A 26,602-nucleotide genomic window follows, 5' to 3' on the forward strand; every position below is an offset into this window, starting at 1 on the left:
ACTGTCGGTCTGAACATTTCAGCCTCTCCGTTGTCAAATGTCACATGCCCATAGCATTCTATTTTTGTAATAGTATGAAAGCCATTTTTGCTTTTACGATCATAATACTGCTTCCCATAACTACCACTGGTTTCTTTAAGAACCCTTACCTTATCGCCTACTTTGGCACCGAGGTTTTTTATTTCCTCTTTTAGTATTTGCTCCCGATAGTGTTCTACATCAATTTGAGAACTTACATATCTTCTCTCATTCCCGTCAATGGTTACAAGATAGAGGTCTTCAATAGGTTGATTTGTGCCACCCCTGTGATAAAGGTCATGGTATGCTAGCCATCCCGGAAACTCTTTGCCACAGTTTACATCGTACTTATCTGTGATTCGAACTGTTCTTTCACTCATATTTCAATACGTTTTACGTTAATTCAAATTCTTCCACATCACCAAGATGATGATCTATTTGTAGCCTAGTGAATAAGCTGTAAACCCACGAGTATTTTTGCAGCTCCTTTATTATTTCATCCTTTGCAATTTTCCCTTCCATGATGAATATTGACTTACTCCCACCGCGGGAATCATGCGCGCTGTAAGGAATACACAGCATTGTAACTCCACGATAGTAGACATACCCAATACCCTTGCATTTTTTCATGGCAGAGTACAAGGCATCGTCTGAATCTATTTCACCACCTATTCGGCACTGGTCTTTTACTGACATACTACCGCTTAGCATCGTGATGTGATGTCCGGGGACTCCTGTTGTACCGAAATACATTGCTATTGATTCTTTGCTCATTACTATTTTGTTTTTAATACTTATAATTTCCTTTGTAATACTTTTTATTGGTTCGCTCACGCTCTTCATCAGTGAGCTTTGCTTTCGAGTTGAGTTGCTCCAGATAAATCTCGTCCAACTCATAGCGACGAAGAGCGGTATGGTATTCAGCGAGCAGATCGTCGTACTCGGAAGCGGGGATATGGCCGGAACCGTTGTACAGGCGGTCGGTAATCGTATCAATTCGCTTGGCTGTCTCTGACATACGTTCGCTAATACGCTTTGTCTCTTGCTTTCGCAAGGATAAATTGTTATTGCTTATTGCCATACTACTTTATATTATCCGTAAACTCTTTGGTTTCCAAATACTCCTTGACCACTTCGCTGGCATACAGCTCTGAAAGACTGTAGGATACACGATCATTCTGAACATATCCCTTAATAAGCCCCTTCGATGCCCAGCGCTTAATAGTGCTCTTACCGCAACCAAGCTTTCTAAGTGCATCGGCCTGACTAATCAGATCGGCAGGCACGCTCTCTGTTAATGGTTTATGTTTTAGTTTCATGGCAACCTTACGAACGCCTACCAATCGCTCTAACCGGTTGATGCGTTGCAGTAAATTAGTCAACGTACGTCGTGATACAACGATCTGTTCTTCATCTTCCGGGAGAATGCGTTTGGGATTCGATTTCACATCGGGCTCTACCGCTCCGGGTATTAGTGCGTCAAGTCCGATCTTACCCGCCAGATATTGTGCTGCATCTCTGGCAGCAAAGAACATCGCTTCGTCTTTTTCAGACTCCGGTACATTGACGTAACGGTTGAATACCCATTTCTCATCGTGCCGACCGGTTAACACCTCAGCCTGTACCAAACTACCCGGATCGCCTTTCTTTTTCAAAAGAGCCACTGCGTGGTCTATTTCTCTCTTTGTTTTCATAACTAATTATTATTTTTAAGTTATTTGTTCTCTTTATGTAAGATGGCTTCGAGCTGCTTCTTAAAAGATTTTAGCTCATCGAGGCTCATCTTCGTAATATTCTTTCTGCAGGCGCTACGAGTGCGGGCGAATACATTGAGCTTCGCTTTGTTCATCTCGAAGTCTTCCGGGGTGTCAGTATCACAGTAATCTTTATTCAGGAAAGAGATTTTGAGCGACAGCCCATAGATTTCACCTACGAGTTTCTTGGCGGCAACACCGAGTTTCTTACTATTGTCTTCCTTCAACCCTGAGAGTATACGCCGAGCTTCGTCGAAGCTAAGTTCCTTGCTGCTGCTTGTTCTTCCATCGGTGAACTGTGCAACGAACCCGTGCCGTTCTTCATCATCAAAGCCCAATTTCGAGAAGCAAGACTGTAACGCGCGAAGTTGTTGCGGAGTGATGGTTTTGTTGACGATTGGTTTCATGTGATTATTTTTTTGATAATTTACGGTACCAGTACTCTTCTGCCTTTTCCGGCCAGATATCAAACTGCATGGTAGGCCCTTTGGAGCGTCCTTTGTTGAATGCCCGAAAACCTTCTACATAAACTTTCAGCGAGGCATCATACATTACGCTACGGGCAGAGCGACCATTGGGCAGTGTTCCGTCGGCATGACTGATAAAGATAATCAGCTTGTTGCGATGCTCTTCCTTGAAGAGGATGTACTGCTTATAATTCATCTGTGCATACTGAAAACTGTCTATCACTACCATATCAGGGGCTTTCTGCTTCTTAAGCCTAGCTGACAACTCATCAATCGGCTCGTTGTCGAGCAATWGGAATCGACGGTTGACCTCTGCCATCCCAAACTCGATAAGCGTGTTCTTCATCGTTAAACTGGCGCCCTCTTCGAGACTGTTATAGGCTACGCGACCAAAGCGACAGAGGTATTTGCAAAGCTGCATCACAAAAGAGGTTTTTCCGTTACCCGAGTTTCCCCATACGATCCATACACCCCGACGCTCCGGGCATCCGAAAGCATCATAAAATTTGCCCTCGAAAGGAAAAGAAGGAATCTTGGTCGTTAGTATCTCACTTACTGACTTGGCTCTTCCCATTACTCTTCTTCTCCTTTCTTGCGTTTTGATTCAATGATACGCTTGCGGGCATGCACCACCTTGCGTACTCGACGTAAGTCATTCTCGGATGCTTCGGCGTCTTTGAGCACTTTCTTTATTTCGGCTTCATCGGTCAGTCCGTTGGCTCGGCAGATGGCATAGATATCGTTTTGCGTTGTGGTGCATATTTCAAAGAAGCGGCGACCGATCCGGCTGTTGATCTCTTTATAACCTTTCTTATTGTACCGCAAACCATTTTCGATGCGACGCTTCATGTAGTCGGTACTCAAAAAGATAATACCCGCCCGGTTTTCCAATCGGTTATATATAGAGATAAAGTAGTACAGAACGGAGTCGGTCAGTTTGTCACCTTCATCAAAAATAAGTAGCGGATTGTTTAGAAATGCAATCATGGTAAGCGCATATTCGAGCATATCCCTCAAATTGGTACCATCGGTCGGTGCACCTACCTGACGGGCTATCTCACGCACGAAGTCGCTTTTGCGCATATCTTCGGAACAAAGGATGTAGTATACATTGCGGTGGTTCTTACGGTAGTTGATGGCGGCTGTTGTTTTTCCACATCCGGCATCGCCCACTATCCAGGTGACGTTCTTATAGAGTTGTGCATCGGTGAAAGTGAAAGTCAGATCGTTGAAAGCATTGCTCTCGTGTATCTGCCACTTCTCAAAGCTGAAACCAATCTGCGAAGCGATCTTGGTAAACATATCGTCTGAGATGTTGGCATACTTCGAATTGATGATTTGCGATACGGTAGCAGAACTGACGCCGTTCAAGCTCTCGCTGGCACGGTTGCGGGTAGGGTAATTATCGCAATAAGCACTCAGGGCATTGCGAATGGCATCTTTATCTGCGATAGTTAAATTTTTCATATTTAAATGATGTTTGAATGGTTATTAAATACGGTTTAATAGCGGTTATAGCGATCTACATCGTCAAAGGTGAAGTTGGATAGCTCTTTCGTGTATTCGCCCACATCGGAGAACTCCAATACCTGATCTGATTCTTCCGGCTGTTCGCTCTTTGGGGGCAACTGCACCGGAGGGATCAATGTGCCATCTTCATACTCTTCGCGGTATCCTCTCATCTTTTTATCGGACAGTCCTTTGGTCTTGGGGGTGTTGAGTCCGAAGTATTCAAGCGCAATACCTTCTTCTTTATCGAAGTTTTCCATCAGGAGCAACATGGCGGCACGGTTGGCTTTGCTGGCTTCTATCTGGGCGCGCATCTGAACTGTTTCTTCGTGTTCCTGATCCTGTATCGCTCTGTGAACACTGACTTTCGGAGTGGCGCCTGAGGCAAACTTTAATCCGTCTGCTGTTTCATACCACAATTCTACCAGAGTCATATCGCGCGGATCATACAGTACATGGAATTTCTGTCCGGTGTGTTTCATGGCAAACGATTCATCACGCAAACCATTGGCGCCATACACCTCGTATTCGTATTTCCGTTTGCCGATCTCGATGCAAAGGCCGCTGTTGGTATAAGTAATCGGCTTTTTGCTTTTAAGCCAGAACATCTGAATCATATCCAACTCTGTCACCGGAACCGTCAAGGGATTTTCGCTCATGGTGTACATATCCTGACGGCTGATACCGGTAGCCGGATGGGCGCTTTCGTTCCATTCGTTTCGACATTCGGCATACAACTGCTTCATTTCTTTGAGTGTAGGCAACTTGTCTACGTTGGCAAGTATCAACTCCATATTGGGGTGGCTGTTCTGCTTAGTGGCCGTTATATTCTGTCCCGTGAAGTTCCAGTACTTATGCAATATCTGTGTCTGAAACCGGCCGAATACCGATTCAATGGTTTTACTTTGTCCGCTATATGGGGCGGTAAAACGGTGCAGGCGACAAATCTTTTTAAAGAAGTCTTGTGCACTCAACTTTTTGTGTCCGCCCTGGTTGTCGTTTACGATCTCGTAAGGTTTCACCTTGGCTGTCTCCACAGCCATGCGGAATGCGCGGAACTGGCTGTCGAACTTCTCGCCCGGAGCGATATCGTAACCCAATAATACTTCGCTGTAAGCATCCATCACTTCGTACACACTGGTAGTGCATATCTTACCGCTTTCATTGCGGTAGTAGAGATTTAGCTTCGTACCATCTGAGTACCAAACAGAGTCGCGCAAGCTGGGTTGTTCTGTTTTGAGTAATGCACTGTACTTCTTGCGCCATTCGAGTTCACCGTGAACAATGGCAAACCAAAGCGGCTGTATGGCCGGGCTGAATAGGAAATTCCGAACGCTTGTAGGGCTTTTAAGCTGTTCGAGGCCACGGAGTGTTGCCTGGTGGTTGAACTCTTCGAATATCTGCATCTCGGTGTAAACGGGAACGCGGCTGCGGCGTAGCTTCAATAGCAATCGCGCCTCTTCGGTTCCGATCTTTCGGGTGTTCTGATTACCAACCTTGCGACTGACGAGTGCAGCGTAACCCTCTTTCTTGTATTGGTTAAACTTTTCGCGCAGACGGCTGTTGCGTAAGGTGTGCCCGTAGGCTTCGCGCAACTTATCACAAGTACCCTCTACAGCTTCCCAGACTTGTGCTTTGCGTATGAATCCACACTTGCTGTGTAGTGCTCGTGTATTGCTCTCTACACGTATCATCTCATTCATCACCTCGGCATTCAGCACATATTCGGCTTGCTTCTTGTCGGTCAATCCGCTTCCGTCGGGTAAGCGGTATTTGTCGCGGTAATACTCCACCGCTTTAGGATCGGGTATTAGAATGTTACTCATATATTGCTCTTTGATTTTTTGAACGGCATCAGGGTTGTGTGAATCATACACCTCGCGGACTGGATCATATAGAGAATCATAATCGATAAGTGCCTTCCTACCGTTTCCACCACGCTGAACAATACGAATTTTACCACATCGCACATACTTCTTATAAGTTGGTTCGCTAAGTATTCCACTTCCAACGAGTTCTCCGTATGTTACGCATCGTATATTTCCAAACATTTCCATATCACGTATATTTTTATTTTATATTTAGTACAAATTCCGGCTCCGCCCCGAAAAAGTAAGCTGCTCTGTAAAGCTCTTAACTTGCTGCTGTAAAACACACTCACTATTCTCACGAACCATGAGTGTTTTGCTACCTTTGTAGCATCGTTAAAAAACCATTATTATGAATTACTTTATGATTCGATTCACATTCCATCTCCCAAATCAGGATTCGATGGATATTGCTCGCAAAGAGTTCGGAGGTCTTCTAAGGAAATTGAACCTGAAATACAGAAGCGTAAATGATTTTGACGGTTATCAATGCTCATCCCGGTCAGATTCACGTCCTTGGGAACTCGATTTTTTAATATTGCCACCAGAATACCAGCAAGACACGTGTTGGGAAGCTCTTCGACTCCTGAGTGAATCATATTTAAAACCCTTTCAGGATGCTCATCCGGAATTGGGAGACGTAACCATATATAGGAATCTTCATAATTTTCCATTTCTAACGCAATTGACTTCGGACTGGTGGAAATAAGACCCTGTTCGGCTTCGTGGTATGACAGCAGATGTGTTCTTAGCTCTTCCAAATAATCTCTATTCATTACTCGGCCCTCCTTTCTTCATCCCAAGCCCTGCTAAGCAGCATTAGTACTGCCAACAATACGATTACCGATGCGGATAACGCATCCTTACGACTTACCTCAATACCATCAGCCAGATACAATGCCATAAACATCGCTACTACGGCTGCTACATTCTGAATCCAACGTAATGTTTTCATGATTTTACATTTTATTTAAAAACCGATCTTTTAATATCTCACGTTCCTGATCGCTCATCGGGAAAATATCCACGGACGGAATTTGGGTAAATTCACTTCTGATTACCGTCATTGTTATACTGCGTGCTAGTTCAAGTTTTCGCTCGCCTTCCTCACTGAGTTTCCATGCGGGGTGGTACTGTTCCAACTTTTCGACCTCTACCTTTTTGCCGTCATTGTAGGCAAGGATATGGGGATATGTCACACAGCAGCAACCATCGCTCAATTCAGCACCGATCAACACATTCCAATATGAATTACGGCCACTTTTGCTACCAATGGCAGACCACACGTCAAAAATCACAAATTGGGGAACACCCTCCTGATCGTACCCATCTACCACTACCACCTTGGCGTTGGCAGATGCCAATTTCTTGCACTCTTCTTTCCAGTAAATCATAATATGTACTATTTAAAAGTTACTACTTTTACCACATTACCTTTGGAGTCCAGTATCTTAGTTGATCTAACCTCCGATCCGGAATCACTCAGCAACTTTGCACCTAGTTCGCAAATAGCGACACTTCTCATTTGTGCAGCCTTTAGGCTGTTGCGTTTAAAACTCATGGCCAGGCTGACAGCCGATTTTTTCACACCGAACACTCTTGCCAAATAGGCATAAGCCTCACCTTTCTTTTTGGGGTCTTCCCAGTCAATTCTTTGCATATATCTACTGTTTTACGTTTGTTAGCTTATCAATCATTTCAGAAGCGTGTTCTAAAACCTTTTCCATACTTATTATTATTTAGAGTTTAATTCTTATCTTTGGACGATGTAAACCGATTTCACTACGTGTAATGGTATCACGATGCAAATGTATGCTAATAATATTTAGCATCAAAACAAATCACTAAATATTTTTAGTTATGGATAGTATTTTTAGTAGAATCAAGCTGTATATTGCTCATTTGGGTATTAGTAATAACGAATTTGGCCGTAATATCGACTGTTCAAGTGCACAAATAACCCAAATGTTGACCTATGAAAAGAATTTTGGAATCGATAAGTTGCTTAAAATAATAAGTAGATATCCAAACTTAAATTGTGATTGGCTTCTTACTGGTAAGGGATCAATGCTTCGCAATAAGAAAGAGGAATCTACTTCAGAACATATATCGCAAAATACTCAACCGGATTCGTCTATTCAAGAATCCTTTATATATAATATGTATAAAGAAGAAAAAGCAGAAAACAAATTATTAATAGAAGAGATAGGAGCACTGAAGCTAAAGATAAGCCAGTTGGAGGCGGGTTCCCTCAAAGGAAAGACAACTGCGAAGACTGCATCTACAAAGAATGCTTCTTCGCAGAAAATCGAAAATGTAGATTCTGCCAGTGCCCGGTAAAGAGAACGGTATATGAGAATATTATTGAAAATTAAGCCACAAGATATAGATGTATTACAAAATTAAATAATTTAATCAAGAGATAAAATATGATAATTACAACCACAAACAGCATAGAAAATGGGGAGATAGAAAAATATTTCGGTGTAATTTCTACGAATGTTGTAATAGGAACCAATGTGTTTTCTGACCTCGCCGCATCATTTACCGATTTTTTTGGAGGAACATCTGAAACCTATCAAAAGAGGTTAGACCTAATTTACAAAAGTGGAATTGATGCTTTATCTCAAAAAGCTGCAATATTAGGTGCTAATTGCATCGTAGGTCTTAGTGTTGATTTTGATGAGATATCAGGAAAAGGAAAATCAATGTTTATGATTTCTGTGATTGGAACCGCCACTAAAGTGATTGTTAAAAAACAGATAGAAGAAAATATTTCATGTTCTGACTCTATTGTTTCAGCAGAGCATTTAACATCTGAATATCTTAAAAGAGACTTAATAGAAAGAGTCGAAGCAGGAGAATTACCTTCTTCCGACGATTGGAGCTTCCTATCAAACTACCCTATAAAGGAATTAGCCCATTTATTACTGAATCGTTATTTGAGTATGACAAGTATGTCTACTTTAAATAATGAAGAATTGCTGGTTAAAAATTTTCCTCATTTCTTAGGACGATTAGATAAAGAAGTTGCCATCAAGCTAATGAATGACAATATTTCCCGAAATGAGCAAGATATCATTAAGTTAGTCAAAGCACATAATCTATTTGATGCTAATTTGGTTATAAATGAAATTAAGAAAGATGAGTTAGATACCGCTGTTGCATTATTGGATGCAAACAAAGATAGTTATACGAATGATGATTTATTATCAATGAAGAAAATAATCTCCTTGTTTGACACTATTCCAGACAAAGGAAAGGTTGAAGTAGTAAAAGGTATGTTTTCTAAAGGTGAAGAGAAATATATCTGCCCGCGTGGGCACAAGAACCCATCCTCACAGGTCTTTTGCCAAGAATATGGCTGTGAATTAAATATCAAGGGGCTTACTCCATATCAAATAAATAGAGTTAATGCTTTCAAATTAAAAGTTCAGTCACTAGAATCATTATTAAAACCTGTATAATAATATAAATGGCACACGCGCACTTTTTCACTGCTAAAAGTAGTGTTTTATATTCTTGCTTACTGAATATCAATGCGTTAAGTGTGTTTTATAATTCTTATCGACGTTTATCTTACTACATTTTCCTACATAAAACATCGTGTTTCATTCATTAAAATAGGCTTATAAACTCAATTTCATATCTAAATACGTAGTTAAAAACGTTAAAAAGTAACCCTAAAAGTAACCCTAAACTATCAACATTTAAAAAATATCTCCAAAAAAGTAACTCTAAACCCGTAACCCTAAAGTAACCCTAAACCTATAATTAACTATATTTTAACAACTTGGCGGACAATTAGGATATTAAAGTCGTATATCTGTAATCAAACGCCTCACATCGTCTTTTTTCGCTCATTTTCGACCATTCCAGTTTCCTAACCTATATATTCACATAGAAACACAAACCCTCTCAAACACCTATAAAAAAGGTATTTAAGAGGGTTTCGCTTGCCATTGTATCAGTATTAAAGCAATGCCGGTTTGGTTCTTTGGTAGAATCGTATTATCTTAGTGTAAGAAAGAAGGGAATCCCACAGACGATGTAAAGTTATCCAGTTTCTTTCACTCCATTTTGAAGCTTTTTGCAAAGCAAAAGCAAAGCAATGTAAACACGTCGATTTAAAACCTTATTCTCTTCATATTCTCTGAAACGCTTTATTCATCGGACTTTGCGAAGCTTTTCATAATGTCATAGTTTACACAATTCGTTCTATCCCCCATACGTGTCGTGTGCCGACTGTCACATGCCTTATAAAAGCGAAGGAGGAATGAAATTCAGCGATCATCATATACAGAGCCCGTTGGCAATGATCGATCGCACCTGCCAGGTTTGCCACCGCGAGAGTGAGGAGACACTTCGCAATAATGTGTACGAACGGCAGCGGAAGGCGAACGAAATTCGCAATCGTCTTGAACAAGAATTGGCAAAAGTTCATATAGAAGCGAAGTATGCTTGGGAGAAGGGGGCTACCGAGGCGCAAATGCAGGAAGCACTCAAACTAATCCGCCAGGCACAATGGCGATGGGATTTTGCAGTAGCCTCACACGGTGCTTCGTTTCATGCACCCCAAGAGATTCAGCGTATTTTAGGGCATGGGCTCGACAAGGCTATGCAGGCCCGCTTAACAGTCTCTAAAGTATTAGCCAAAAACGGCTTTGTGGGCGAAGTACCCATGCCCGATATTTCCACCAAAGAGAAAGCACAGAAATATATCGGTTTGGATATGAAGACAGAACACGAAAATAAAGAGAAATTCCTTAAAACAATCGTACCTCGGTGGCTTGAAAAAGCGAAAGCCAACGGGCGGTTAGTAACTACTTAACGCTGACTGGATGATGTGGAAAAATCCCTGGGGATATAAAGAAGGCTTCATAATCTGTGGCGGGCTCTTAACGGTTGGAGCATTGTGGCAATTAATCATTGGCAGCTGTTCACTTACGTTTTTATCATACCCCGTCAATGTAGTCTCTCTATTGGTTTATGTGGCAGTGCTGGTGATTGTTTACGTTTTTTTTCGTAAACGAACGCTTATTCGTTGGATGAGTAGCTATTTTGCTGCGGTAACAGGAATGATTGCACTGACTGTACTGGTCGTTTTGATGGGGCTGATTCGTCAGCTGCCATCAAGCCACCTATTGCAGGCTGACACGAGCAATGGGTTGGGGTTTTCGTATATGCTTTCTTCCTGTCCATTTGTGTTGCTGTTCTTTTGGTTTATTACGCTGTTGGGGATGACCATCCTTCGCCGTTTGATGCATGTGCGTTGGTGGGATATTCCATTTTTATGCAATCATCTCGGATTGTTTATTGCCTTGATCGGTGCCATTCTGGGGAGTGCCGATATGCAGCGGCTGAAGATGACAACGCAGGTAGGGAAAGCCGAATGGCGTGCAATGAATGAGTATAAGGAGGTAGTCGAGCTACCTTTGGCGGTTGAGCTACGTGACTTTATGATAGAGGAGTATCCTCCTAAATTGATGTTGATTGATAATGAAACGGGGCGGATTGTTCCGCAAGGCAGACCCGTCAGCCTGTTCTTGGAAGAAGAGTTTGACCGGGGAGCATTGCTTGATTGGCAGGTGGAACTGATTGAGCGGCTTCCGGAAGCGGCAAGTGTAGCGACCGAAGATACGGTAAAGTTTGTAGCTTTTCATTCTACCGGTGCTACTTATGCTGTTTACGTAAAGGCTCTGAATGTAAGAACGAATGAGCGTCGCGAAGGTTGGGTGAGTTGTGGCAGTTTTTTGTTTCCGTATAAAGCGTTACGGCTGAATCAGCATTTGAGCCTCATTATGCCCGATCGCGAGCCAAGGAAGTTTACTTCTGATGTAATCGTTTATACCGAATCCGGTTTTCGAAAGGAAGCGGTTATTGAGGTGAACCACCCACTCGAAATACAAGGGTGGAAGATCTACTTGTTGAGCTATGATGAAGAAAAGGGGCGATGGAGTGATACGAGTATTTTTGAATTAGTAAAAGATCCGTGGTTGCCAGTTGTTTATACGGGTATCTGGATGATGATCGTAGGAGCTATTTGTATGTTTTCCTTGACACGTAAAAGAAAGGAGGAACTGGGATGAGTTGGGATTTATTTGGCTGGTTTGCTATAGTGGCTGTACTCTTTTGGGCAAGTGGAGCGGTTGTGGGATGGAAAGGAATACGTCCTATGGTCGCTGTTATATTAACATCGATCGGTTTAGCCGTTTTTTTCTACTTCATTCTGTGCATGTGGATTTCACTTGAGCGTCCACCTTTGCGAACCATGGGTGAGACTCGTTTATGGTACTCCTTTTTCTTGCCATTGGCTGGGCTTATTACCTATTTGCGTTGGCGTTATAAGTGGATTTTGGCTTTCAGCTCTTTGTTGTCGCTGGTATTTATTTGTATCAATATTTTTCGTCCCGAGATTCATAATAAGACTTTGATGCCGGCTTTGCAGAGTCCTTGGTTTGCTCCTCATGTTATTGTGTATATGTTTGCCTACGCTATGTTGGGTGCAGCTTTTGTAATGGCTGTTTATCTGCTTTGGTTTAAACGGTCCGGGATTGATGAACGAGAGATGAAGCTTTGTGATAATCTGGTCAATGTGGGATTATCTTTTCTTACACTGGGTATGCTCTTTGGAGCCTTGTGGGCGAAAGAGGCTTGGGGACATTATTGGAGTTGGGACCCCAAAGAGACATGGGCTGCAGCCACTTGGATCGGTTACTTATGCTATATTCATTTTCGTATTCAAAGTAGGTATAGCTACCGCAAGGCACTAACCGGGTTATTGGTCTGCTTTTTACTTTTGCAAATGTGCTGGTATGGTATCAATTATTTGCCATCGGCACAAGGAGTAAGTATACATACTTATAATTTAAATTAACACACGTATGAGACAAACTATTTTATTCGCAACACTGGGTTCTCTCTTTTCTATACTATCTCTGAATGCTCAGAATGGACAAAATACGTTCACGATAGACACTCAGTTACGCTCTCGGGCAGAGTATAGAAATGGAGCATTGTCACCCCGTTCTGAGGGAGATCATCCGGCCTTTTTTATCAATAATCGTGCCCGCTTCTCCTTGGGCTATCAGCGAGAGAGGTTGCAGATGAAACTTTCGGCTCAGCATGTGGGTGTATGGGGGCAAGATCCGCAGATTGATCGAAATGGGCGGTTTGCTCTCAATGAGGCGTGGGCAAAGATCGATTTGGGAAAAGGTTTGTTTGCCCAGCTTGGACGTCAGCCTTTGGTATACGATGACGAACGTTTATTGGGGAGCTTGGACTGGAATGTAGCAGGTCGTTTTCATGATGCTTTGAAGCTGGGATACAAACGAGAGCAACATCAGGTACATCTTGTCTTAGCTTTTAATCAGAATGATGAGAAAGTGAAAGAAACTTATTATGCAGTTGGTGGACAACCCTACAAAACGATGCAAACCTTGTGGTACAACGGACAGTACGGAACGCACCTGAATGCTTCCATATTATTTATGAATATAGGACTGGAAACAGGTGAACCCGGTACGGATACAAAGAAGCAAAGGGGGAAAACTACGTATATGCAAACAGCAGGTACTTATATTACTTATACCTCCGGAAAGTGGTTGTTGTCTGGTAGCGGTTATTATCAGTTTGGTAAGAAGAGGGTTGGCCGGATAGACGAACCTCGAACGGTATCTGCTTATATGTTGGGCTTAAAGGCGGATTATGAAATTAATCGCCAATGGAGTGTTTCGTTATTGAGCGATTATCTGAGCGGTGATCCGGACAGTGAAAAAGTCACAACGTTCGATCCACTTTACGGTACGCATCATAAATTCTATGGGGGTATGGATTATTTTTATGCTTCGGCATACAACAAGGGTTTGTGGGATAAACAGTTAGGGTTGACTTTTAGACCGAAAGCTTCTTTGGTTTGCAGTTTGAATTACCATCACTTTTCAACGACCTATGATGTGAAGGCTGTGGATCGGTCGGAGGGTAGAAGTATTGGTTCTGAGATCGATTTACAGACAGACTATACGATTGCGAAAGATGTGAAGATAACACTTGGGTATTCAATAATGCTCGGAACAAAATACATGGATGCAATAAAAGGAGGTAACCACAATGCGTGGCAAGATTGGGGATGGCTCTCAATTAATATAAATCCACGTATATTATTTGCAAAATGGTAGTTAGTTTTCCATAAAAATACTATTTTTGCTTTTATACTAATAAGAACACATTGTGGTAAAAATCGAGTTTACAGATGATTACAAGGAATTACTTTTGCAGATACCGCTGTTTTGCCAGTTGGATAGCAACTTAAAGCGCCGTTTACTAAAGGAGTTAGCGTTTGTATTATATGAGATACCTCGAAAAAAAGTAGTATTGCAACAAGATACTATTTGTCATCACTTGTATGTATTGCTGAGAGGAGAGTTATCAGTCGATATTATTGATGTGGCAGGCAATTTGATTAAAGTGGAAGAGATTATCGCTCCCCGCACATTTGCGACGCCTCACTTGTTCGGAACGAATACCTTATTGCCGGCTACTTTTACTGCTAGTAAAGATTCTGTATTACTTATGGCAACAAAGGCTTCTGTATTTAAGCTGATTAGTTCCGAACCACAACTGTTGCATAGCTTTTTGTGTGTGGCAGGCAATTGTAACAAATGTACGGTTGTTCGGCTCAGAATTTTATCTTACCGATCTTTGCGTAGTCGTTTTGTTTATTATTTGATGGAGCATCGTACATCGCCTACATCGGCACTTTTGGAGCACAATCAGGTGCAACTTGCCGATTATATGGCAGTTACCAGACCAGCCTTATCGAAAGAAATCAATAAAATGGTAAAAGAAGGATTGATCGAAGTTAACAAGAAAGTCGTGACACTTTTGAGTGTGCAAGCCTTGAAAGAGTACATCTAAATATCTACAAAGAACAGTCATGAATCATGTAACTGTTTCGTTTTAAGGCAATAGAACTGCTATTTTTAAGTGATCAGTTCTATTGCCTTTGTATCTCCACTAAACTGACAGCAAAACTTATATAAGCAATACCGTCACTCCCTTTGCTCCATGAGCTCCAATAACCAACGCTTGCTCAATGTCTGCTGTCTTCGATGGTCCCGAAATAAAGACACCGAAGTCGTAGCTATGATTGTTTATTCGTGAGTAGGCTTCATGCATATTGTTGACCAACTCGCTCTTTCTCAATAGAATCACCAGATTTTCGGAGATGAAATAGAGAGCTCTCTGTTTGATGTTCTGTTCGATCCAGATAGCCCCATTCTCGGCAACACCGAATACCCCTTCGATGACTGCCAGATCGGTTCCGTCTAGTTCGGCCGGATTGTCCGTGTCGTTGGGGTTGAAAGTGGCGCAAGTAATTTGAGGCAGTACCGAGCCGATGCGTTTGGCATTGGGATACAGCTTTTGTATTATTTCATTGAGGTCTTCATTCTCTTTCACCACAAGAGCATCTCCTCCTACTAGTTTCATTATTTGAATGAATTGATCCGTTCGATCCGAATAAACCGTTCCATGAATGGCTTTTAAATCGGGCATAGGGTGCGTTGTCAGCGTATGTCCCTTGATGCGCTGCAATATTTGTTCTTTACTACTCATCGTGATCTGCTTTTGAGGTTAGTTTGTTCTTTTTCCACATCTCATTGAAGGACTCATTACTGAATTCCGGAAGTTCGCGTCCCTCTCCCCACGTATTGAGGTGGTTGTATTTCATAAAATGGGGAAGATGGTTGGCAATGGGAGCCATCCGGACAGCCGAATTAAAGAGCTTGGGGCGTTCCATTAAGTATTGCATACCATCGGACATCGCCTTTTTGGTTTTATTGGCTCGTCCTATGCGAAGTAAGTCTTGCCGCCACAAGTAGATTTGTTCGGCAAGGTCGACTTTGGCCGGACATACAAACGAGCAGGAGTGGCATAGGGAGCAAGCGGATACGTTGTCGAAATATTTCTGTTCCGACTTGAGCATACCTAAGTTAATGCCGATGGGCCCCGGAATGAAATAAGTATAAGAGTATCCACCGCTGCGGCGATAAACCGGACAGGTATTCATACAAGCTCCGCAGCGAATGCAGTTCAGCGTTTTTATGTGTTCCGGCTTTGCCAGAATATCGCTTCTGCCGTTGTCTACGATTATGATATGAAACTCTCCTCCTTTGCGTGGCTTGCGATAGTGGGAGGTATAGGTCGTGATGGGCTGTCCTGTAGCCGAACGAGCTAGTAGGCGGGTAAAAACACCTAACGACTCACGATTGGGTACGATCTTCTCCAATCCCATTCCGGCAATCTGCAAGGTGGGTTGCGAGGTTCCCATGTCTGCATTGCCCTCGTTGGTACATACCACTACTTCGCCTGTCGAAGCTACGGCAAAGTTTACTCCGGTCATGGCCGCTTGTGCGTGGATGAACTTGTTGCGAAGGTCTTTACGGGCGGCATGAGTGAGGTAGGTCGGGTCTGAATTTCCTTTCTCTGTTCCCATCTTCTCTTCGAAAAGTGCTCCTACTTGCTCTCTTTTGATATGTATGGCCGGAAGCACAATGTGGCTCGGAGGGAGGTTCATTAATTGCAGAATACGTTCGCCCAAGTCGCTTTCTACCACCTCTATTCCTTTACTTATTAAAAAGGGGTTCAGTTCGCACTCTTCGGCAAGCATCGATTTGCTTTTAATGAATCGTTTTACTTGGTGGCTATGCAGAATATCATATACCGTCCGGTTAAACTCTTCAGCATCTTTTGCCCAATGAACGATGGCGCCATTGGCCAAGGCATGCTGTTCGAACTCTTGTAGCAGTTCGTGCAGGTGGCTGTTTGAATACAGTTTGATGTCGCGAGCCATATCTCTTAACTGCTCCCACTCGGGAAGTTGCTTGCTCATGCGGTCTCTTTTCTCCCGTACCTGCCAAAGAGTTTCGTCCTGCCACTCTTCTTGTTTCTTGTTTTGCAGAAACTTTGTTGCTGCGATGGAATGTTTCGTACTCATAATTCTGAAGCTAATATTTCGGCAATATGGATCGTTTTAATCGGGCTCTTTTCTCGTTTAATGACTCCTTCGAGATGCATCAGGCACGAGCTGTCGGCACCAACAATGTATTCGGCTCCGGTTGCCAGGTGCCTTTTGACTTTGTCCTGCCCCATGCAAACAGAAACGGCGTCTTCTTCGATGGCAAACATTCCACCGAAACCGCAGCATTCGTCCGGTCGTTCGGGTTCTACAATTTCTATTCCTTCGACCAATGAAAGAAGGTCGCGTAGTTTCGAATAATAGGGAACGTTCATCTCGCTGGCCGAGGAGAGGTTCAATAAGCGTACGCCGTGGCAACTGTTTTGTAAACTCACTTTGTGCGGAAACTTGGATTTCAGGCTGGTTGGTTTCACCACATCGTGGATGAACTCGCAGAGATCGTATACTTTTTGGGCACTGCTGCATGTGTGTTGCTTTATCAGTCGTCCGTAATTATCGCGAACGAAAGCGACACAACTCGCTGACGGCCCCACAATGTAGTCGTACGTTTTGAACTTTGCTTCGAATTGCATTGCCAGTTTTTCCGCTTCGCTCTCGAACCCTGCGTTTGCCATCGGTTGTCCGCAGCAGGTTTGATCGATCGGATAGTCTACATCCAGACCGAAGCTTTTCAATAGTTTATACGATGCAGCACCCACATGAGGATAAATTGCATTGATATAACACGGGATAAATAAGCCAATCGTCATAATTATATTAGTTTAATTTGTAGTAGAATCATCTGTTTGGTTTTCTGTTAGCTAAATAAGAAAACCATTATACCGGCTATCGCGACATAGGCCAAAGCATAGGGAATAGCGGCTTTTAAGATTTCGCCCTCCTTACCCTGTTGGTTGCTCGCAGAGGTTGCGATGGCAATACTTTGTGGAGAGATAATCTTTCCGCCGGTAGCACCTACGGTATTGGCAGAGGCTAACCAATCGGGGCTGACACCGATTTGCCCGGCTACCGTTGTTTGCAACTTACCGAAAAGAATGTTCGAGGAGGTATCACTTCCGGTAATGAATGTTCCTAAGCAGCCGATGATTGGTGCAAAGAGCGGATATAGTCCGCCGGTTGCCGCAGCCAGTGCAGTGGCAATAACGGCAATCATCCCCGAAAAATCCATAATGGTAGACAAACCTACCAAACAGATAACTGTTACGAATGTTTTCTTTAACTGCTTTGTTGTACTCCACAATACGGCGAAGAGCTCCTTTACCGATGCACCTTGTATAAGCCCCCCCACAAACGTGCCGATAAATAATAGTACTCCAGCATGGGTAAGCCATCCTATCTTATAGTCAACAAAGGTATTATGGATTGGGAGCGTGATTTTAGTGACTCCGTTCAACTCTAAGAAACTACGTAACTCTGGGAAAAGCGGGCTGGTCATAAAGATTAGGAACAGTATCAGGAGATAAATGCTCCATGCACTCAATATATCTTTTGTCTGTAAATGAGTCTTGTTAGTCTCTTTTTCTTTACTTCCTGTAAGTTTGCCGAAGAGTACGATGATAATAATCGAAACAATGCTGCCAATGATGGCGGGAGACTCAGCTCCCATATAGCGTGCTGCCAGGTATTGGCTTCCGAAAGAGAAACCACCGACCAATAAAGCCAATAATAGATTCTTTGGCAATGATTTCAGTTTATGATCGGTTAGGAATAGCAGAACAAAAGGAATGAGGAACATCAGTACGGAAAGCTGCAAAACGACATTGCTACTGAGTTGCAATATATCCAATCCGGTCTCTTTGGCCAACACAATGACGGGCGTACCTATGGCTCCGAAAGCTGTTGCCACACTGTTGGCTATTAAGCTGACCACAGCCGAGAAGATCGGTTTGAATCCCAAGCTAATCAAGATGGCTGCGGGGATGGCTACTGCGGTACCAAAACCTGCCATTGCTTCTAGTAACCCTCCAAAGCCCCAGGTCAATAAGAGTACTTGGATGCTTTTATCAGTCGAGATGGAGGAGAACTGCTGTTTGATAATCTCCATCTTTTGCGTTTTCAGCAATACATTGTAGCTAAATATAGCCATCAAGATAATAATCAAGATGGGAGATATTGCCTTCAATGCTCCATAAAGAAAAGAGTAAAAAAGGTTACCTACAGAGAAGTGAAAGCCTAGAGAGGCGATCAATATTGTTACAATAAGAGAGATAACGCTACTCTTATCACCCGACATTTTAAAGAATGCCATTAACACAATGAGAAGTAAAACCGGAATGACGGCAAGTATAAGCTCCATAATAAAGAAGTGTGTTTGATCAGTACTATGTGTATTGAACAAACCAGACCTCCTTTTAGTTCCTGCTTTTCAGCATTACGTTTCTTTTATTTTTTACTTATTAATTACTTTCTACTCCAGATTGGCACTCTTATCCTATAAGACTTAGCCGAATATGTGGTTCTATTTTTTGTTGGATTATTCTTTCGCTCACAAATATCGTTTTAATGCTTTGCTCCAAATAACGTATCCGTCTTCTGTCAAGTGAAGTCCGTCACTTGTAAGTTCGGGACGTAATACATTGGTGCCTTTTTCGGTAAACAGAGGAAATAGATTGATAAAGGTTACTTTTCGGTTTTGAGCGACTGCTTTCAGCTTTGTATTGATTTCGGGGATAAGCTCCGTTTTTCCTATCATTGTCTTATAGATACAAACTGATTCGTTAATTGGCAACAGGCTTTGTACGTAAAGATGAGTATCGGGCGAATCGGTTCGTACGCGATCAATCACGCGGGTGATGAGGGTGACTACACTATCGGGAGTGAGTTGGTGAGAAAGATCGTTAACACCAATCATAAGAAAGAGCTTCTTTGGCCGGGCAGGCAGAATCTGATGAAGACGATCCAGTAGTCCCATTGCTTCATCGCCAATAATACCACGGTTGTAAACGGTCTTTTTCGTCTTGAAACGGGCTTTCCAATCACCGCCACCTTCCGTTAAGCTATTGCCTAGCATCACAATGTCTTTGTTGGTAATCGGTGTCTCGTTTTCGAAGCCAAGAAATCGTTGATAGTAATGATCGGTATAGAGGCGTGGGGTAGGGTAGATAGCACCAGCTACTGCGTTGGCCACCAGCGAACGGAGACGGACTACCTCTCCTTTGTCTTCCGGATGGGCACGATTGGTCAATAGGATAACCGATGTATCGTTGTCGGGATCAATAATGATTGAAGTGCCGGTATATCCGGTATGTCCGTAGGTGTTAGGCCCAAAGAGGTCGCCATTATTGGACGCATAGGGTGACGAAACATCCCAGCCCGGTGTTCGCCCGAAGGAGGCTACCGATCTGGGAACGGTACGCATGACCTTAACGCTGAACGGACTAAGAATACGGTGGCCGTTCAACTCACCTCCGTTTTGCAGAGCAGCGACCAGCAAAGCTACATCACCGGCATTGGAGAAAACGCCCGCATTGCCCGATATGCCTCCATTCATGATGCGCGCGAGCGGATCATGAACTTGTCCGCAAAGAACACTGCCGTCGGGCTGTTTCTCTGTTGGGGCGATAAGCGGAGCGAATGGACTGGGAGAAATAGTGATCCATTGATTGTTTCTGCGCGTCGTGGGTAAATAATCGGTATGTGTCATCCCCAGCACATCGAAAATGTTGGCTTTGGCAAATTCGCGTAACGACTGGCCACTAACGGTTTCGATGATATGCTGCAAGGCGATGTAATTCAAGCAACTGTATTGAAAATCGGTTTGCGGTTTAAAGTCTCGTTTGCAGGTGTTGATATAGGTAAGCAACCCCTCGGGGTTGGGCGATCCGTACTTTTTCTCCAACTCGCTAACGGGTGCATAAGGGGGTAGTCCCGACGTATGTGTCAGGAGGTCTATAATGCGTATGTCTGTTTTTTTACCCTGCTCGTCTATCCAGCCTTCAAATGCGGGGAGGTACAGGCCGACGCGATCTATGAGGCGTAGCTTGCCCCGCTCGACCAATATCATGGCCGAAATAGCAGTCGACATCGATTTGCTGCACGAAGCCATATCGAAAATCGTTTGGGTTTCCATTGGTTCGATCGTGGGGTATACTTGTTTGTGTCCATACGCTTTGAGGTAGGCAAGCTTTCCTTGACGAACGATGGCAAGTACCGCACCGGGAATATCTTTTCGGGCAATCGCTTCTTCGATGGCAGCATCGGCGTAGGTGCTGAGATGGCGAGAGTTCATCCCTACTTGTTCGGGTGCCACACGCGGCAGTGATTGTGCAGCGGCAGAATCAATGATTAAAAAACAGATAAGGGCAATCAAAAGACTTTTCATAATGATACCGATTACATATTGCGTTACTTATTTATTGGATCGATAAGCATCTGCGGCCTTTTTAACCGATCCGTGCATCAACAACAGAGCTTTTGCTTGATCGTATTCAAGACCAAGCTCTTCGATCAACATACGTGTGCCTCGATCTACCAGTTTCTGATTACTGAGTTGCATATTGACCATTTTGTTACCTTTCACCCGTCCCAGTTGAATCATAACCGAGGTAGTGATCATGTTTAAGATCATTTTCTGTCCGGTTCCTGACTTCATACGCGAACTACCTGTCACATATTCCGGTCCTACAATCATCTCAATAGGCACATCGGCTTCGGCAGCCATGGGCGAATCGGGGTTGCTGGTAATGCATCCGGTCAGTATACCGTGTTCACGGGCTGCTCGCAAAGCACCTATTACATAGGGGGTGGTGCCCGATGCAGCAATACCTATTACGGTATCTTTAGTTGTGATATGGTGTGCTTCGAGCTCTTCCCAGCCACGGGTTGTATTATCTTCTGCATTTTCTACCGGATTACGCAAAGCCGTGTCTCCTCCGGCAATGAGTCCGATGACAAGTGTAGGAGGCATACCGAAGGTGGGAGGTATTTCCGAGGCATCAAGTACACCCAGGCGTCCGCTCGTACCGGCACCCATATAAAAGATGCGCCCCCCCTGCTTCATACGGGGAACAATTTGGGCGACAAGTTTCTCTATTTGTGGAATGGCGCGTGCGGTAGCCAAGGCTACCTTCTGGTCTTCGGTATTGATGTCTTCCAGTAATTCGCGAATTGATTTCTTCTCTAAATCGGTGTAGAGTGAGGGTTGCTCTGATATTTTAATAAAAGCCATACTATGCTGGATTAGTTAATGAATAGAATATTAAGAGTGATGAAATCGAATGAGTCCGGGCATCGGACTCTGAATGATTGTGCCAAGTTTGATGCCGGCAGCAGTGGCGGCTTCTGCAAGTACTTCCTGATAGTAATAGGCTACCGATCCGATAAAGTGTACCGGTACATGTTCATAATCATATTGCTTCACATTACGTTCCAAAAAAGCACGGAAACTACCTAAGACCAAGGCACGCACCTTTGGCTCATCCAAGTGCTGCCAAGCGAAAGGCGACAGGCTGGCCAAGAATCGGTTGGGGAAGGGTTGGCGGTAGATGCGATCGATGATATCGGCCGGAGTCAAGCCAAACTGCTCGAGAAACTCCTCCTTCAAACCGTCGGGCATTTGATTTTTGAGCAGGTCGCCTACCAATAGTTTGCCTATAACAGCCCCACTTCCTTCATCGCCCAGAATGAAACCTAATGGCGAAACATTGTTGACGATTTGCTTACCATCATAATAACACGAGTTAGAACCGGTACCCATGATACAGGCAATCCCTGCTTCGTGTCCGCATAATCCCCGGGCTGCTGCCAGCATATCGGTATCTACCTCGATCGTGTTAGTGACTTGCAGGTGTGCTGCAATGGCACGACGCACGGTTTCTATCTTGTCGGGAAAGGCACAGCCTGCTCCATAGAAATAAACGGCTTCAAAAGTATGTGTATCCAGTTGAGGAAGCAGTGTACTGGCTATCTCAGTACTAATTTCCTCCTCAGACTGGAAAAAGGGATTGGTGCCTTTGGTGAAAATTTGCTGGATCAATTGTCCTTTGTCTACCACGCTCCAATCTGTCTTGGTAGAACCACTATCTGCTATTAGTATCATATTTTAATGTATATTTTGTTTTTGTATAGTATATATCCGATGCCCCAGTTTAATATAACAAAGAGCAATGCGTATGCCAGCGAGCCGGGGTAATCGCCCAATGCGGGCTGAAGAATAACGGAATAAAAATAAGTCTTAAGTGCCATCATGTCGCCTGTAGCGCCATAAGGAATGGTGATATTGGCAAGCAGGATGGAAAGAACACCTGCCATAACGTAAATGAATAAGGGGTTTACACCAAAAACCTCGAAAGGTCTGCACCATGTTTTAAAGCCTTTCACGTCGATGAGCCACACTAGTAATGCCAGAAAGCTGGAACCTAATCCGCAGGTGGCAAGAACGAAAGTAGGAGACCATATCTTTTTATTGATCGGGCATCCGTAACTTAGCAAAAAGCCAAGAAAGGTAAGGATAGTACCCGCCAAGAATAGACGTAATAACTTATCATTGATATCCTTCACTTCCATGAGAAGCTTGCCTACGCAAAAGCCGATGAGTACATGTGCAATGGCGGGAATGGTGCTAAGCAGTCCTTCGGGGTCAATTCCATTGTCTTTGTACATATGCGCTTCTCCCAATACTGCCCGATCTACAATGGATAGGATATTGGTGTCGTTGTAAGCAAAGCCATTGCCCGTGATAAGCAGTATAAAATATCCCCCCAGCATGACCACAATGAGTGCCGGAATATATCGGTGCTTAACGGTTAGCGCAATGATGGCTGTTGCACCGTAGCAGAGAGCAAGGCGTTGCATAACACCCAGAATGCGAATATGATCGAATGGTAGCCATTCGCCTGTACGGCAAAGAATGGAGAACCACCCAATACCCAAGCCGATAGCAAAGATAACCAGTGTGCGTCGTAGAATCTTAGTCAGAGCCGACATGGAGAATTCAAATTGGTATTTACGCAGTGAGATATAAGTGGAAATACCCATGATGAACATAAAGAATGGAAACACAAGATCGGTTGGTGTTAAACCGTTCCATTCGGCGTGTTTCAGTGGGGCATAGATGGTGCCCCAAGAACCCGGATTATTGACCATGATCATCCCTGCGATAGTGATACCTCGTAAGACATCCAGTGCCAGTAAGCGGGAGTTGACTGTTTTACTCATGATTGTATAAGGTTATTTTGAAGTTGTACATTCGTTTACTAAATAAACAATGGATACATAGGGGATACCTGCATTTGTGGTCAAGCCGATTTCGCAGGTTCGACTGTTCGAATATCCGATAGGAATGTTTGCTGCTTCTATCTGAGGGCGAAGTTTTCGCAGTGCATAGGTATTTACTTCGGGGTGAGTGAAACCTTTATCTCCGGCAAATCCGCAACAACCGACTTCCTCGGGAACGAGAACATGAGCAGAGCATCGCTTAGCCAAGGCCATGATCGTGTCTGCCAAACCCATACGGCGCATGGAGCAGGTAATATGTAGCGCAACGGGGCGGTCTGTACGAGTGAACGTGAGCTTATCGGTTAGAAAGACACTGATGAACTCAGCGGGTTCATAAAGCTTCATGCGTGAGATGGTTTCTCTCATTCGATGCAGGCAGGGACTTTGGTCACACAATACCGGATAACGCCCTTGCTCAGACGCTTCCCATAATGCTGTTTCCAGTTCGGCTGCTTTACGGTCGGCAATGTCGGGCATACCTTTGCTTTCCCAGATCGTACCACAGCACAACTTATCCATTTCCCGGGGAAAGATTACCTCATAACCTGCCTTTTGCAGCAGTGTTAACATCTTATTAACAAGTGGTTGTGCAGTCGGTGATTGACGAGGGAGACCCATTGTTTGGTTAATACAGCTTGGAAAGTAAACAACCTTCAATGGGTCATTGGTTGCCGAAGGCGATTTCTTTACTAATTCTTTATCTATTTTATAGGCTTTGGGCATGGCAGGAGTCCATAAAGGGAGTCCCATCCATTGATGCATACCTTTGGCTATATGTTGCATGTTCTTCGTTCCTACGATGCCGTGTGCCGTATTTGCCAGTCTCAATACCGGACGAATGCTACCTTTGATACCGCGGAAATGGTTGGCAGCAAAATTGCCGATGTTATAGGCAAAGCTACCGATAGGAAATTTGGTCTCACGAAGTACGTGTGTCAGTGTTCCCGTGTTAATCCCCATCGGACACGATAAGGAACAAAGTCCATCACCCGCACAGGTTTCGTTGCCCGGATACTGATATTGTTTTTCTAGCTTCTCAAGGAGCTGCGGATTGCTACCGCTTTGTTTGAGTCTGCTTATTTCGCGCTGTACAACGATGCGCTGACGCGACGACAAAGTGAAGCCGCAGGTGAGGCAGTTAATCTCACAAAAGCCACATTCAATGCATTTATCTACCGCCGGATGAGTAAGCGGCAAGGGTTTGAAGTTCTTGATGTGGCACAATGGGTCGTCGTTGAATATGACTCCCGGATTGAGTAGCCCTTTGGGGTCGAAGAGATGTTTAACCTCTTTCATAAATTGATAAGCAACCTCTCCCCATTCATAGCGTACGAATGGTGCCATATTTCGGCCGGTGCCGTGCTCGGCTTTCAGTGATCCGTTATATTTATCAATAACTAATTTGATTACATCTTCCATCAATAAAGCATAGCGTTCTACTTCTCGTTCTGTACTAAAGCTTTGGTTGATAATAAAATGGTAGTTCCCTTCGAGTGCATGTCCGTAGATGCAAGCATCGTCATATCCATGACGGGCAATGAGTGCTTGCAATTCGGCTGTTGCTTCGGGCAAATCGGCTATGTGAAATGCTACATCTTCAATCAGGCAGGTGGTGCCCGGTTGACGCGTTCCGCCTACCGAAGGAAAAATACCCGAACGGATAGCCCAGTACTTGGAGTATTCTTCTGCCCGATCGGTAAAGTAGGGTGGCAGGTATGTATCGAATGCTGCAAGTGTCTTCGTAATCGTATCTATGCGCATCTTCAGTTCTTCTGCTGTACACGCTTTGGTTTCGGTTAGTACGGCGGTGAGTCTCTCGCCGGTGGTGTCGTTGACCGAAGCGAGTGATTTATGATCGAGCAATTCGGCTCCGAAGACGATAGGAGTGCCTTCCGAACTCATTAATCCCTTCATAGCTACCACTGCCCGGCATGCTTCTTTGATGTCTTTAAAGTAAAGCATGGCACTTGCTTTGTGGGGGTAGTCGTATTCGGTTTTCATCGTTACCTCAGATAGGAATGCGAGCGTGCCTTCCGAACCCACTAATAGGTGAGCGATGATGTCGAACGGATTATCGGACAGAATGAAAGGAAGCAGATTAAGCCCCATCACATTCTTGATTGAATATTTATAGCGGATACGCGCTACAAGTGTTTCGTCGGCCAATATCCGGTTACGAATTGCTTCGATAGTTGATATAAAAGAGGTGTGAGAGGATCTGAATTGTGCCCGGCTAGCCTCCGATCCGGTATCGAGTATCGTTCCGTTGGGTAGTATCAGACGTGCCGAGAGGAGTACACGGTCGCTGTTGGCATGTGTGCCGCAGTTCATTCCGGAGGCATTGTTCATGACAATACCTCCCACCATAGCACTTTTTACGGAGGCGGGGTCGGGAGCAAACTTTCGTTTGTAGGGAGCTAGAATCTCATTGACCCGTTGACCAATGATGCCCGGTTGAAGCGTAATCTGCTCATGATCGGGCGAAATGGAGTATCGCTCCCAATGTTTACCCGCTACAATGAGTATGGAGTCACTAATAGCCTGTCCCGATAAGCTCGTTCCCGCTGCACGAAACGTGACGGGTAGTTCGTGGCGATAGGCTATGCGCAAGAGTTTAGATACTTCCTGTTCATTTTCCGAGCGGATAACTATTTGTGGAACCAGGCGATAGAAGCCTGCGTCGGTACCCCAAGCCAGCCGGTGGAGTTCATCGACATATATTCTGTCTTGCGAAACGAATGTGCGAACGTCTTCCAGAAAAGCCTTGTATCTATTTTCCTTCTCCATATTCTT

27 protein-coding genes and 1 pseudogene are annotated in these 26,602 nt (G+C 44.0%); 7 read left to right on the plus strand and 21 right to left on the minus strand.

Annotated elements, in window-relative coordinates; genetic code table 11:
* The 12 genes from TY03_RS12630 to TY03_RS12685 all read right to left on the minus strand — a co-directional run.
* On the minus strand, positions 1-398 hold a 398-nt coding region (locus TY03_RS12630; RefSeq protein ID WP_042370585.1), incomplete at its 3' end, for a hypothetical protein.
* A 13-nt stretch (positions 399-411) separates the two neighbouring features.
* A complete protein-coding gene (locus tag TY03_RS12635) occupies positions 412-792 on the minus strand; it encodes a hypothetical protein (RefSeq protein WP_042370586.1) in 381 nt (126 codons plus the stop codon).
* Positions 793-805: 13 nt separating this feature from the next.
* Positions 806-1,099: a hypothetical protein gene (locus tag TY03_RS12640; RefSeq protein WP_042370587.1), complete on the minus strand. Its 294-nt coding sequence runs from the start codon at positions 1,097-1,099 to the stop codon at positions 806-808.
* Between the two features lies 1 nt (position 1,100).
* Positions 1,101-1,712 carry a hypothetical protein gene (locus TY03_RS12645; RefSeq protein WP_042370589.1) on the minus strand — a complete coding sequence of 204 codons (612 nt, stop codon included), beginning with the start codon at positions 1,710-1,712 and terminating at the stop codon, positions 1,101-1,103.
* A 20-nt stretch (positions 1,713-1,732) separates the two neighbouring features.
* Complete coding sequence (locus TY03_RS12650) at positions 1,733-2,179, minus strand: hypothetical protein (protein ID WP_042370591.1); 447 nt, start codon at positions 2,177-2,179, stop codon at positions 1,733-1,735.
* 4 nt (positions 2,180-2,183) lie between these two features.
* Entirely contained in the window at positions 2,184-2,813 is a 630-nt protein-coding gene (locus tag TY03_RS12655; protein WP_042370593.1) for a P-loop NTPase family protein, read from the minus strand.
* A complete protein-coding gene (locus tag TY03_RS12660) occupies positions 2,813-3,706 on the minus strand; it encodes an AAA family ATPase (RefSeq protein ID WP_042370595.1) in 894 nt (297 codons plus the stop codon). The genes TY03_RS12655 and TY03_RS12660 overlap by 1 nt, the downstream gene beginning before the upstream one ends.
* A 35-nt stretch (positions 3,707-3,741) precedes the next feature.
* A complete protein-coding gene (locus TY03_RS12665; protein WP_042370597.1) occupies positions 3,742-5,805 on the minus strand; it encodes a hypothetical protein in 2,064 nt (687 codons plus the stop codon).
* A gap of 185 nt (positions 5,806-5,990) precedes the next feature.
* Positions 5,991-6,392: a hypothetical protein gene (locus TY03_RS21510; protein WP_052332488.1), complete on the minus strand. Its 402-nt coding sequence runs from the start codon at positions 6,390-6,392 to the stop codon at positions 5,991-5,993.
* On the minus strand, positions 6,392-6,571 hold the full coding sequence (locus TY03_RS12675) for a hypothetical protein (protein ID WP_042369758.1): 180 nt from the start codon (positions 6,569-6,571) through the stop codon (positions 6,392-6,394). Before TY03_RS12675 ends, TY03_RS21510 begins: the two co-directional genes overlap by 1 nt.
* A 4-nt stretch (positions 6,572-6,575) precedes the next feature.
* Positions 6,576-7,010: a hypothetical protein gene (locus tag TY03_RS12680; protein ID WP_052332464.1), complete on the minus strand. Its 435-nt coding sequence runs from the start codon at positions 7,008-7,010 to the stop codon at positions 6,576-6,578.
* 8 nt (positions 7,011-7,018) lie between these two features.
* Positions 7,019-7,276 (minus strand): hypothetical protein, encoded by a 258-nt coding sequence (locus TY03_RS12685; protein WP_042370599.1) that lies wholly within the window; start codon positions 7,274-7,276, stop codon positions 7,019-7,021.
* Positions 7,277-7,476: 200 nt separating this feature from the next.
* Here TY03_RS12685 and TY03_RS12690 point away from each other — a divergent pair, with 200 nt between their 5' ends.
* From TY03_RS12690 to TY03_RS12720, 7 genes and pseudogenes are all read left to right on the plus strand, one after another.
* Positions 7,477-7,956 (plus strand): hypothetical protein, encoded by a 480-nt coding sequence (locus tag TY03_RS12690; protein ID WP_052332489.1) that lies wholly within the window; start codon positions 7,477-7,479, stop codon positions 7,954-7,956.
* 89 nt (positions 7,957-8,045) lie between these two features.
* The gene (locus TY03_RS12695) at positions 8,046-9,083 is read left to right on the plus strand and encodes a YbjQ family protein (protein ID WP_042370601.1); all 1,038 of its coding nucleotides are present in this window, start codon (positions 8,046-8,048) and stop codon (positions 9,081-9,083) included.
* Positions 9,084-9,847: 764 nt separating this feature from the next.
* Positions 9,848-10,447: pseudogene (locus TY03_RS12700) on the plus strand (ammonia-forming cytochrome c nitrite reductase subunit c552); the annotation flags it as partial.
* A gap of 13 nt (positions 10,448-10,460) precedes the next feature.
* Positions 10,461-11,705, plus strand: a complete 1,245-nt coding sequence (locus TY03_RS12705) for a cytochrome c biogenesis protein ResB (protein ID WP_042370605.1) — start codon at positions 10,461-10,463, stop codon at positions 11,703-11,705.
* Positions 11,702-12,493 (plus strand): cytochrome c biogenesis protein CcsA, encoded by a 792-nt coding sequence (gene ccsA, locus TY03_RS12710; protein WP_042370607.1) that lies wholly within the window; start codon positions 11,702-11,704, stop codon positions 12,491-12,493. Before TY03_RS12705 ends, ccsA begins: the two co-directional genes overlap by 4 nt.
* 7 nt (positions 12,494-12,500) lie before the next feature.
* A complete protein-coding gene (locus tag TY03_RS12715; protein WP_042370609.1) occupies positions 12,501-13,793 on the plus strand; it encodes an alginate export family protein in 1,293 nt (430 codons plus the stop codon).
* A 52-nt stretch (positions 13,794-13,845) separates the two neighbouring features.
* Positions 13,846-14,532 (plus strand): Crp/Fnr family transcriptional regulator, encoded by a 687-nt coding sequence (locus TY03_RS12720; RefSeq protein WP_042370611.1) that lies wholly within the window; start codon positions 13,846-13,848, stop codon positions 14,530-14,532.
* Positions 14,533-14,649: 117 nt separating this feature from the next.
* Here TY03_RS12720 and TY03_RS12725 read toward each other — a convergent pair whose 3' ends face one another.
* The 9 genes from TY03_RS12725 to TY03_RS12765 all read right to left on the minus strand — a co-directional run bounded on the left by TY03_RS12725 (position 14,650) and on the right by TY03_RS12765 (position 26,596).
* Positions 14,650-15,231, minus strand: a complete 582-nt coding sequence (locus TY03_RS12725; RefSeq protein WP_042370614.1) for a LutC/YkgG family protein — start codon at positions 15,229-15,231, stop codon at positions 14,650-14,652.
* Complete coding sequence (locus TY03_RS12730) at positions 15,224-16,612, minus strand: lactate utilization protein B (RefSeq protein WP_042370616.1); 1,389 nt, start codon at positions 16,610-16,612, stop codon at positions 15,224-15,226. Before TY03_RS12730 ends, TY03_RS12725 begins: the two co-directional genes overlap by 8 nt.
* Positions 16,609-17,343: a (Fe-S)-binding protein gene (locus TY03_RS12735; RefSeq protein WP_042370618.1), complete on the minus strand. Its 735-nt coding sequence runs from the start codon at positions 17,341-17,343 to the stop codon at positions 16,609-16,611. Before TY03_RS12735 ends, TY03_RS12730 begins: the two co-directional genes overlap by 4 nt.
* Before the next feature lie 47 nt (positions 17,344-17,390).
* Entirely contained in the window at positions 17,391-18,890 is a 1,500-nt protein-coding gene (locus tag TY03_RS12740) for an L-lactate permease (protein WP_042370620.1), read from the minus strand.
* Between the two features lie 189 nt (positions 18,891-19,079).
* Complete coding sequence (locus TY03_RS12745; protein ID WP_042370622.1) at positions 19,080-20,915, minus strand: serine hydrolase; 1,836 nt, start codon at positions 20,913-20,915, stop codon at positions 19,080-19,082.
* A gap of 27 nt (positions 20,916-20,942) precedes the next feature.
* Entirely contained in the window at positions 20,943-21,761 is an 819-nt protein-coding gene (gene murQ, locus TY03_RS12750; RefSeq protein ID WP_042370624.1) for an N-acetylmuramic acid 6-phosphate etherase, read from the minus strand.
* A 30-nt stretch (positions 21,762-21,791) separates the two neighbouring features.
* Positions 21,792-22,631, minus strand: coding sequence for a BadF/BadG/BcrA/BcrD ATPase family protein (locus tag TY03_RS12755; protein WP_042370626.1), 840 nt, complete (start codon positions 22,629-22,631; stop codon positions 21,792-21,794).
* Positions 22,628-23,749, minus strand: a complete 1,122-nt coding sequence (locus TY03_RS12760; RefSeq protein WP_042370628.1) for an acyltransferase family protein — start codon at positions 23,747-23,749, stop codon at positions 22,628-22,630. The genes TY03_RS12755 and TY03_RS12760 overlap by 4 nt, the downstream gene beginning before the upstream one ends.
* A gap of 12 nt (positions 23,750-23,761) precedes the next feature.
* Positions 23,762-26,596, minus strand: coding sequence for an FAD-binding and (Fe-S)-binding domain-containing protein (locus TY03_RS12765; protein ID WP_042370629.1), 2,835 nt, complete (start codon positions 26,594-26,596; stop codon positions 23,762-23,764).
* Between the last annotated feature and the right edge of the window lie 6 nt (positions 26,597-26,602).

Origin of the sequence: Bacteroides neonati, assembly GCF_000499785.1 — a bacterium.
Classification (GTDB): Bacteria; Bacteroidota; Bacteroidia; order Bacteroidales; family Bacteroidaceae; genus Bacteroides; species Bacteroides neonati.